This window comes from Candidatus Zixiibacteriota bacterium (assembly GCA_014728145.1).
GTDB lineage: Bacteria > Zixibacteria > MSB-5A5 > JAABVY01 > JAABVY01 > WJMC01.
Map to the genome: position 1 here is coordinate 1 of WJMC01000020.1, position 9,808 is coordinate 9,808.

Below are 9,808 nucleotides of genomic sequence, written 5' to 3' on the forward strand. Positions count from 1 at the left end.
GAGCAGGCCCGGGTTGTGCCTCTGGAGGAGAGGGTCAATATCGCCGATGTCGCCCAGGCGTTGAATGCTATCGGGGCGGCCCCGCGTGATATAATCGCCATCTTCCAGGCACTCAAACAAACCGGAGCGCTCAGAGCGGAGTTAATCGTACTATGAGCAATTTCAATGTCAGCCTGATTCAGGCTGCTTCCACCGATACTCAGGCGCATGATGAGCGTCGGCTGAGAAAAGCGGTAGAAGGCTTCGAGTCGATGTTTCTGCTTCAGCTTCTGAAGTCGATGCGTTCGGCATATCTATCCGGTGATAAAAAAGGCGGTCTTGGACAGGATACCTTTTTCTCGATTTGTGATCAAGCCCTGGCGGACAAGCTCGGCAAGGAAGGCGCGCTCGGTATCGGTGATCAACTCTTTCAGAAGTTGAGCCGGACTTACTTGAACAAGGATGATAAGCCCGGGCTGGAGAACACCGATCCGCGTCATCTGCCACTCAATCGCACGCCCGATTCGAGTGATACAAAAGCATATAAGAAAATTTATGAAGCATATATGAAGCTCAACCGGGAGAAGCACAGCGCTCCCGATATCTATTACACATTTGAACCCAATTCACCTGATTTCATAAATCATTACAGCCGTGTGAACAAGTCTGAAACTAAACCGGACGAAGCGCAGGTAATTGCAGAAATCGACGCGGCTGTCAACAAGGCGGCTAAAAAGTACGATCTCCCGACGGATTTGCTCAGGGCCGTGATCAAGGTCGAATCCAACGGCAATCCCCAGGCGGTTTCTCCCCGGGGTGCGAAGGGGCTGATGCAGTTGATCGACTCGACTGCCAATAATATGGGTGTAGAAAATGTATTTAAACCCGAAGATAATATTATGGGAGGGGCCCGCTATCTGCGCCAGCTCCTGGACCATTTCAAGGGTGATCTGAAACTGGCATTGGCGGGCTATAACGCCGGTCCGGCCAATGTCAAAAAGTTTGGCGGAATACCACCGTTTCCGGAAACTCAGAACTATGTGAAAAAAGTGATAAATATCATGAGTGCGAACGAGATAGGTAGTAAAGATTCCAAAACCCTGGCCGATATTGAGTAAGGAGGAAGGGTGGAGAATCCACACAAGACAATAGCGGAGATAGTTGAACAGGAAGCTGTCTGCCTGGAAGAATTTTTGAAACTGCTGGTTGCACAGCAGAAGTACCTCGTGGAAAATGACATCGATCAACTCAAGGCTGGAGTTGACAGACAGCAGGAATTGATAGATAGGGTAAAAAACTTGGAGAAGAATCGGTTTGAGGTCCTGGCGAATTATTCCCGCCAGCATGATCTGGATCCCGCTGAGATTACGATCACGAGGCTGGCAAACCAGGCTGAGGGAAAGATTGCCGACAAATTATTGAAACTTCAGAATTCGCTAATGTCGCTTCATTCCAAGATCGAAAAAGCCAAGCGTAAAAACGAGTTCTTGATCGAACATTCCATGAAACACATAGAAGGAACAATTAAGCTCATAGCCGGAAAAAATGGAACAGGGAGTGATTACTCTCCCCATGAGAAAAAGGGAAATCTCATGGTGAGTAAAACAATTTAATTCCAAGGAGAGGAAGATATGTACGGCCTGTTTACCGGATTGGAAATAGGAAAGCGAGCGCTTATGTCATCGCAGCTCGCGATCAACACTACCGGTCACAACATGGCCAACGTCAACACCCCGGGTTTTTCCCGACAGCGTGTCTCTGTGGCGACTGCTTATCCGGCACAGACGATGTGGGGCAAAGCCGGTACAGGTGTTGAAATCAACGGCGTTGAGCACATTCGTGATCAGTTTCTTACCGGCCAGTATCGCGATGAAAATGCCAGCCTGGGAAGCTGGGAATATCGCGAGAAAAACATGATGACAATCGAAAGCTTTTTCAATGAACCGACCGAGAACGGTCTCGGCCATACGCTCGATGAGTTCTGGGTGTCGTGGGAAAATCTGGCAGGCGCCGATGCCTCCAATCCCGCTTTGCGTACTGAGGTGCTGTCACGCGCAGAAGTACTGACAAACAGGTTTCATCAGCTCGACCGCCAGTTACATGACCTCAGGCAGAATATCGATCTGGAGATTCGCAACCAGGTACTGGATCTCAATGAACTTGGGCGCCAGATCGCCGACTTGAACCGTCAGATCAGCCTGCAGGAACTCGGCAGTCAGAAAGCCAATGACCTGCGCGACCGCAGGGATCACTTAGTCGATGAGCTGTCGAAGTTTGTCGATGTCTCCGTGATGGATAAAAGCAACGGAACAGCTACTGTTCTGATCGGTTCGATGGCATTTGTCGATGGTGATGATTACCTTAAACTCGACACAGAAATCACCTCGAATAACGGTATCTCCACCACTGATATAGTCTGGGAAGGTACCAGTATGGAAGTGCGCTTCCGCGATGGCGAAATGGCCGCCATGATCGCCGCCCGTGATGTCGATGTGCTCAAATACGAGGGCTACCTCGACAGTCTGGCCAAGACGATAGTCGAATCAGTCAACCAGGTTCACCGCACAGGATATGGTCTCGACGATCAGACCGGACGCGATTTCTTCGATTCTCGTTATATCGACGCTGAGCATATTTCTATCAGCGGCGATGTATTGGATCAGCCGAACAGTATCGGCGCGGCCGCTGCGGCCGGTACTCCGGGGGATGGTTCGATCGCCCAGCAGATCGCGGACACTATGAAGTATTCACGCATAATGGACAATAATACAGCCACGATCTCCGAGTACTATGGCGGAATCGTGGGACGAATCGGTATCGCCACCCAGGAGGCGACTAATTACAAAGACAACTATGGTATGCTCGTGCAGCAGATTGAAAATCAGAGGCAGTCTGTTCAGGGTGTTTCCATGGATGAAGAGATGATAAATCTGGTAAAATTCCAGAACGCCTATGACGCCGCCGCCCGCGTGATCACGACCATGGATCAGGCGCTGGAAACGCTGATTCACAATACCGGTGTCGTCGGTCGATAAGTAGTTGCGGCGCCGCACGAAGCAGCGCATCAGGAGGATGTTTTGTTAATACTAACAAGGAAGTTAGGCGAGAGCATCACTATCGGTGACAATATAAAGGTCACCGTGCTCGGCATTTATGGCCGCCAGGTCCGACTGGGGATTGAAGCACCGCTGAAGGTCGTGGTTCATCGCGAGGAAATATATGTCAAGATCCAGAAAGAGAATCGCAAAGCCTCGCAAGCTGATAAGAATGAGCTAAACAGCGCTGTCTCAATGCTTAAGGATAAGTACAAAAACGAGATCAAGAAAGCGGATAAAAAGCCGAAAATGAAATACCGGAACGATCGTTCCAAGAGAACCTGATCAAACAGGAAAATATGGCAGTAAAATCTCTGTAAAGAGATACACCATCGATAGGAAGTAACTATGAGAGTAACCAACAAAATGATTTCGGACCAGGTCACCAACAACCTGGGTACAAATATCTCGAAATTCATGAAACTGCAGAATATGATGTCGACTTCGCGTCGGATCAATCAGCCTTCTGACGATCCAGTGGGGACGATCAAGGATCTTTCATATCGTACACGATTGACTGAGATCACGCAGTTCCAGAAAAACATCGATGAGGGCTCTAACTGGCTGGCATCGGTGGATGTGGCCCTGGGAGATATGACCTCGACTTTGACCAATGCCAAGGAAATCGCGGTCGCTCTGGCCAACGACACCTACGATGAAAGCGCTCGTAAGTCCGTTGCCAGGGAAGTCGAGGATTACCTCGAGTTGATCATCCAGTCAGGTAATGTCCAGCAGGGCAACCGCTATCTCTTTTCCGGTCACCTGACTCGTACACAGACATATTCGAAGTATGCAAACGGAATCGTCTATAACGGAGACGAGGGCGATATTCGAGTGGAGATCGAAAACAACACAAAAGTTACCATCAATGCGCCCGGTTCGGATATACTGACAAAAACTTTTACCGTGCTGGGTGGCGATGCTGATCTCAACTTCGGTATCGATACTACCACACCGCTGGCCGATCTCAACAGCGGGCAGGGAGTCGATCTGGTACCCGGGACATTTGATGTCACGGATCAAAATGTGAATAATACCGTTACTGTCAATATTGCCGCGGCGACAGATATTAATGATGTCTTGAACGAGATCAACGCTCAGCTTCTGGGCGGCGGTATCGACAATGTCACCGCGCAACTCGGTGATCACGGCAACAACATCCACCTGGTTGCCACCGACAAACCGGATGTCAGCCTGGACACTCCGCTTGCCAACCTTAACAAAGGCAACGGCCTGGGCGAGCCTCCTCATGAAATAGTTATTCATAACTCGGATCGTTCAATAGAATTCACTGTTGACCTGGCCAGTTCGGTAACTATCGGTGATGCCGTCACTGAAATCAACAATGCATTCGCACAGGCCGCAATCGACTTTGCCGAACCGAACCTGAACAATGTCAGTATCGCCCTGGACGGCGGACTTCCGCCGACTCATCTCGAGGTCACCGATGCCAATGGTGTGCCTATGGGGCTGACTATTTCCGAGCCGAATGCTCATGCTACAACCGCCAAGTCTCTCGGAATAAACGGTGATATCGGCGCGCTTTTGGTTGGTGATAACCTCAATCCTCAGCCCGATATGGCCATAACCGAAACCGGCGGTGGCAACACTACCGCTGAAGACCTGGGTCTGCTGGGTACCATGAATTATGACATGATTGGAGAAGATCTTGATCCGCAGATCACGTTGACTACACCGATGTCACTTTTAAACAACCGTACCGGTTTTCCGATGGGTGAGGTGATGATTGCCCAGGGCGACAGCTCGGTCACGCTTGATTTTTCGAATCCGGGCCTGGCAACAGTCGGTGACCTGATCGATTTGATAAACACCAGTGGCCTGGATATTCAGGCAACGATAAATTCAGACGGCAAAGGCATCCAGATAGAATCCACGGTTGTGGGACAAAGCCTGGTGATCGAAGATGTTGGTACGAGGGCAACGGCTCATAATTTCGGTATCGCAGGTTCGCCTGATATAGCCGGTAATCTGTTCTATCTGATAGAGGCACTCAATTCCAATGATCAGCAGTCGATCAACAGTGTCATTGACCGTCTCGATGATGGTATTAATCACCTGCTCAACCAGCGGTCTTCGGTGGGCGCCAAGATGATCCGCCTGGATACGACCTATGCCAGGTTGACCGACTACAACGTCGAAGTGACCAGGCTGTTGAGCGAAACCGAAGATGCCGACATCGTCAAACTCGTATCGGAGCTGGCTGTGCAGGAGAACGTCTATCAGGCCGCGATGAATGCGGCCGCAAAGATCATCCAGCCGTCACTAATGGACTTCATGCGTTAGGAAACCAAGGTAAGATATTTATGAAGATTGCAACGTTTCGATTTGGTGAATTGGATATCCCGGAAGAGAATATCATCGAAATCCCGAAAGGTATAATTGGTTTCGAGCAGTTCAAGAAATACGTCCTGCTGGAGCGCGAGGATTCTGATCCTTTCTGCTGGCTCCAGTCTCTTGAGGATCCCAATCTGGCATTCGTGGTCGTCAACCCGATGGTCTTCTTCAGGAGTTACAAAATCGAGGTCCATTTCAAGGAACTGGGCGATATCCAGGTGACCTCGCTGGATAGAATTGAAACATTCGTAATCGTGACCATTCCGGATGATATCAGGAAGATGTCAGCCAACCTTCTGGGGCCGATCGTGATCAATCTCGACAACAATCAGGCCAAGCAGGTGGTGCTGGTCAACAGTCCCTACACGATTCAGCATTTTATCATGGATGAACTGAACAAAAAGATGGACCGTGGCCCGCACAAAAAACAATCGCTGGCCGTTCAGATATAAGTCCCTTCCGGTTGCCAAAACTCTTCGGTGGCAAACCGAATATGCGGCCGGTCGTATAGAATCGGAAATCAGTCAGATAGGATCGAGCTATGGATTCCACAAAAGTTTCTCAGTTAGAGTCACAAATCGTAAAATCACCCGATAAACCTGAACTTCACATGGAGCTGGCCAACCTGCTCTTCAAACAGGAGCAATTTGACCAGGCCCTGTTGTATATTGAAAAAGCTTTCGAGCTTGTGCCGGATCACCCGCAACTGGCCACTCAAGTCGGGATGATGGCTGTCGCGGCCAAAGATAACGCAAAAGCGCAAAAGTATTTCGAAAAAGCTGTGGATCTCAATCCGCAGAGCCCGATATGCCTGCACAATCTCGGGCTTGTGTATGCCTCGCGAGAGAAGCTCGATAAAGCAAGTAGCACTTTTCAGCGCCTGGTAGCGCTCGAACCCGACAGTGCCAACGCGCACAGCGACCTGGCGGTTATTCTGGATGCCAAAGGTGATTGCGATGAAGCCTGTAAAGAATTCGAGAAAGCGCTTCAAATCAAACCTGATGATGAAAACATCACAGCCTCGTATCTGCAGGTCTGCCTGAGAGACAAAAAATACGATCATGCCATCAGAGCCTGCGATGATTTCATAAAAATCAATCCCGGCAATAACAAAATCATCAGCCTTAAAAAGCAAATAGAAGATCTGAAGTCTGCTGATCAGGGTTGATGTTGAAAACTGTTAACAATTGTTAATAAGCGGGTTCAACGCTGAGAAGGGTGAGATGGGAAAGAAGAAAAAGAAGCAATCAAAACGGGATACCAGATCAAAAAAAGATAAAATAACTACAAAACCGAAGAATACTCAAAAGCATGTACAAGTACTGCTTCCACAGGAGCACACAGAGCGGATACAGCGTGCCGAGCGGATGGTTCAGCTGGTCGCTTTTGAAGAAGCACTGGATGAAATCCATTCAATACTGACGCCTGAAATCAGGCAGGAGTATCCACACGCGTATCTTCTGGCAATACGGATAGAAGCATTCGCGCATGCCAATCTCAAACATTACGACAAAGCTGTCGAAGCGATCATGTCGCTTCCGGATGATGACCGGGAGCACCTCGACTTCCTGTTTATGTTGACGATAAATTATGTCCAGCTTCAGGAATACGAACTGGCTGAGGATTATGCCGAGCGCTATCTTAAAATCTATAAGCGGATCAAGAAATCGAAGACAAAAAATGTTTTCCTGGCAGGCACAGCTGGCAAGGTTCATGAATTATACTTTCATCTCGGTCTCGCCCTGCGTGGACAGGAGAAAATCGAGCAGTCGCTGAAAGCGTTTGGTCAGGCGTACCGTGCTCAAAAAGACTATGAACAGGCTTACCTCGAGCAGGCGCGACTGTATCATATAATGGAAGAAGATGGCGAGGCCGTCGCGGTGCTGACAAAGGCACTCAAGGCTGGTGTCGATACTGAAGAAGTACGCATGTTGCTTGCGGAATATGATGATGCGCCGACTATATCGGCCTGCATGATCGTCAAGGATGAAGAAAAGTTTTTGCCCCAGTGTCTGGATTCGATCAAGGATGTTGTGGATGAGATCATCATTGTAGACACCGGGTCGACGGATCGCACCGTAGAGATCGCGGAAAGTTACGGCGCCAAAGTCTATTTCCATCCCTGGGAAAACGATTTCTCCAAGGCGCGCAACCAGTCGCTTCAATATCCGACCAGGGACTGGGTATTTATAATTGACGCCGACGAAGAACTCGACCGCGGCTCGATCGCAAACCTGAAGCGCGCTGTCACGACTAAAAACCATGACCTGATCAGTATCGACGTCCTCAATACCAGCAAAAACTATAAAAACTCAAGGACCTGCCTGACCTCGATCAGGCTCTTCCGGCGCGAGAAGGGTTACCGCTATTCCGGGATAGTACACAATCAACTCAAATTGCCATCTGACTGCAGGGTCTTGAGAGCATCGGTAACGATTATTCATTATGGTTACGCCCTCGATGAAGAGCAGATGACAAAAAAGCGAAAACGGTCCGAGCCCCTTCTGCTAAAACAAATTGATGAAAACCCTCATAACTATTTTGCCAGGTTTAACCTGGCCCAGGTCTATCGGCATTTTATAAGCAGTGGCGATGATGACGCCTTTGACAAAACCGTGGAACACGCCTCTTTCGTGGTTGAAAATGTTTCCCCTGGTGCTAAAGATAAGAGACATCTTTTGATCATGTGCATTCATCAGCTGTCCGAAGCGTACCTGTTGACAGACCGCTTTGAAGAATCACTGGCATACTGCGATAAAGCACTCGAAGTGTTTCCCGGTTACATCGATGCACTGTTTACCAGGGCGGTAGCGTTGTATAACCTTAAGAGATACGATGAAGCCGAACAGGCCTGCCATGTATACATAGATACGGCAGACCAGTATGACCCGCTCAAGGACACCAGCAACACGATCCTGTTGCATGTCAAAAATCAGTTCATGGCCTACAACCTGCTCGGGAAGATGGCCATGCATGATATCGAGCGGATCTCCGATGCCCAGGCGGGTTTTCAAAAAGCGATTGACTGCAACTTGAAAGCGATTGAATACACGCAGGATTTCATCAATTCGTATATCGATATCGCCCGCGCTTATTGTGAACTGGGCGAGAATAAGAAAGCGTGGAAATACATTGAAAAAGCTTTCGAGCTCGATCCTGAAAACCCGCGGGCAAGATATATAGCCGGAAAGCTTCATGAACAAAAGAAACGATATCGGCAAGCTTGCCAAGAATACCTGCAGGCTTATGAAGCAATGAAATATGAAACCAGTCTTTTGCGGTCGCTGGCTGATTGTTACCGCAAGCTGAAAGATACGGATTCCGCCGCACGATATTGCAGGGAATTAGTTAAGATCGACCAGGACGATTATCAGGCCTGGCGACAGCTGGGCGACATCGAATTCGAGAAGGGTCGATTCGAAAAAGCGGTGGAAGCCTATTCAAACACGATCACTCGGAACCCGGATGACCTCCAGAGCTGGAATAATTTGGGAAACGCGAACCTCAAGCTGGGCAGTTATGCTCGCGCTGAAGAGTGCTACCGGGAGGCATTAAAGCTGGACGAATCCTATGCCCTGACACGCAAGAACCTGATTATCTGCCTTTACCACCAGGACAAATATGAGGATGCCCTGCGGGAGCTGGAGGAGTACCTGTCGCTGGCCGGTGATGATTATGAAATGCTGTCACTGGCGGCGGATATCGCCACCCGACTGAGAATTCTGGACAAGGCGATCGGTTTCTACGAGAAAGCGATTACGATGAATCCAAAATCTGCGGATTTATACACGAACCTGGGCGACTGCTACTACGAGCTGGGGGTTTGGGATGCCGCTCAACTCGGTTATGCCCGGGCGGTCAATGTCGACCCGCATCATCAGCCGGCGCGCGATAAACTGCTTCAAATCTCGAACCTGATCCAGTTCCGAAAATCATGAAATGCGGTAATTTGGTGTTATTAAAAGGGTATGCCGTTTAAACTGTTGATGGTTTAGACAGGTTGCGGAAGCTTTTGAACAGTTCAGAATTAAGTCAATACAGCATGTGCAAAAATACTACCCGGCATCGATTCCGGTCAGGCACAATGTCTTAAAATAGGTAGATTCAAAAAACAATCTAAGGGATTGCCGAATCAACAAAAATCGAATAAAGAAGCTGTCCGGACTGGTCGAAATAGAGTTTAGATATCGAAAAAAACGGTCAAAAACAGGTTGAAAAATAAAGAACATAGGGGTATCTGCCGATTAAGTTTATAAGATTGCAAAGCAGTAACTTAAATAGATTTTCACACAAGTTGAGAATTGAAGCAAAAAAGGAGGTCGCTTGAAATTTTCAGGCCGGCGTGATTGCGGCCGCTAAATCTCAATCACACTATCGGA

The 9,808-nt window shown here is 48.7% G+C and carries 9 protein-coding genes; all 9 read left to right on the top strand.

The window, feature by feature from the left end; translation table 11 throughout:
* A partial coding sequence (gene flgI / locus GF404_00925; protein ID MBD3380736.1) for a flagellar biosynthesis protein FlgA occupies positions 1-156 on the top strand: 156 nt, incomplete at its 5' end.
* Positions 153-1,097: a transglycosylase SLT domain-containing protein gene (locus GF404_00930; protein ID MBD3380737.1), complete on the top strand. Its 945-nt coding sequence runs from the start codon at positions 153-155 to the stop codon at positions 1,095-1,097. The genes flgI and GF404_00930, both read left to right, overlap by 4 nt.
* 9 nt (positions 1,098-1,106) lie before the next feature.
* The gene (locus GF404_00935) at positions 1,107-1,592 is read left to right on the top strand and encodes a hypothetical protein (GenBank protein ID MBD3380738.1); all 486 of its coding nucleotides are present in this window, start codon (positions 1,107-1,109) and stop codon (positions 1,590-1,592) included.
* Between the two features lie 18 nt (positions 1,593-1,610).
* Entirely contained in the window at positions 1,611-3,014 is a 1,404-nt protein-coding gene (gene flgK / locus GF404_00940) for a flagellar hook-associated protein FlgK (GenBank protein ID MBD3380739.1), read from the top strand.
* Between the two features lie 42 nt (positions 3,015-3,056).
* Positions 3,057-3,359 (top strand): carbon storage regulator CsrA, encoded by a 303-nt coding sequence (gene csrA / locus GF404_00945; protein ID MBD3380740.1) that lies wholly within the window; start codon positions 3,057-3,059, stop codon positions 3,357-3,359.
* A gap of 63 nt (positions 3,360-3,422) precedes the next feature.
* A complete protein-coding gene (gene flgL, locus GF404_00950; protein ID MBD3380741.1) occupies positions 3,423-5,378 on the top strand; it encodes a flagellar hook-associated protein 3 in 1,956 nt (651 codons plus the stop codon).
* Positions 5,379-5,398: 20 nt separating this feature from the next.
* On the top strand, positions 5,399-5,881 hold the full coding sequence (locus GF404_00955; GenBank protein ID MBD3380742.1) for a flagellar assembly protein FliW: 483 nt from the start codon (positions 5,399-5,401) through the stop codon (positions 5,879-5,881).
* 89 nt (positions 5,882-5,970) lie between these two features.
* On the top strand, positions 5,971-6,597 hold the full coding sequence (locus GF404_00960; protein ID MBD3380743.1) for a tetratricopeptide repeat protein: 627 nt from the start codon (positions 5,971-5,973) through the stop codon (positions 6,595-6,597).
* 55 nt (positions 6,598-6,652) lie between these two features.
* A complete protein-coding gene (locus GF404_00965) occupies positions 6,653-9,367 on the top strand; it encodes a tetratricopeptide repeat protein (protein ID MBD3380744.1) in 2,715 nt (904 codons plus the stop codon).
* Positions 9,368-9,808 lie beyond the last annotated feature (441 nt).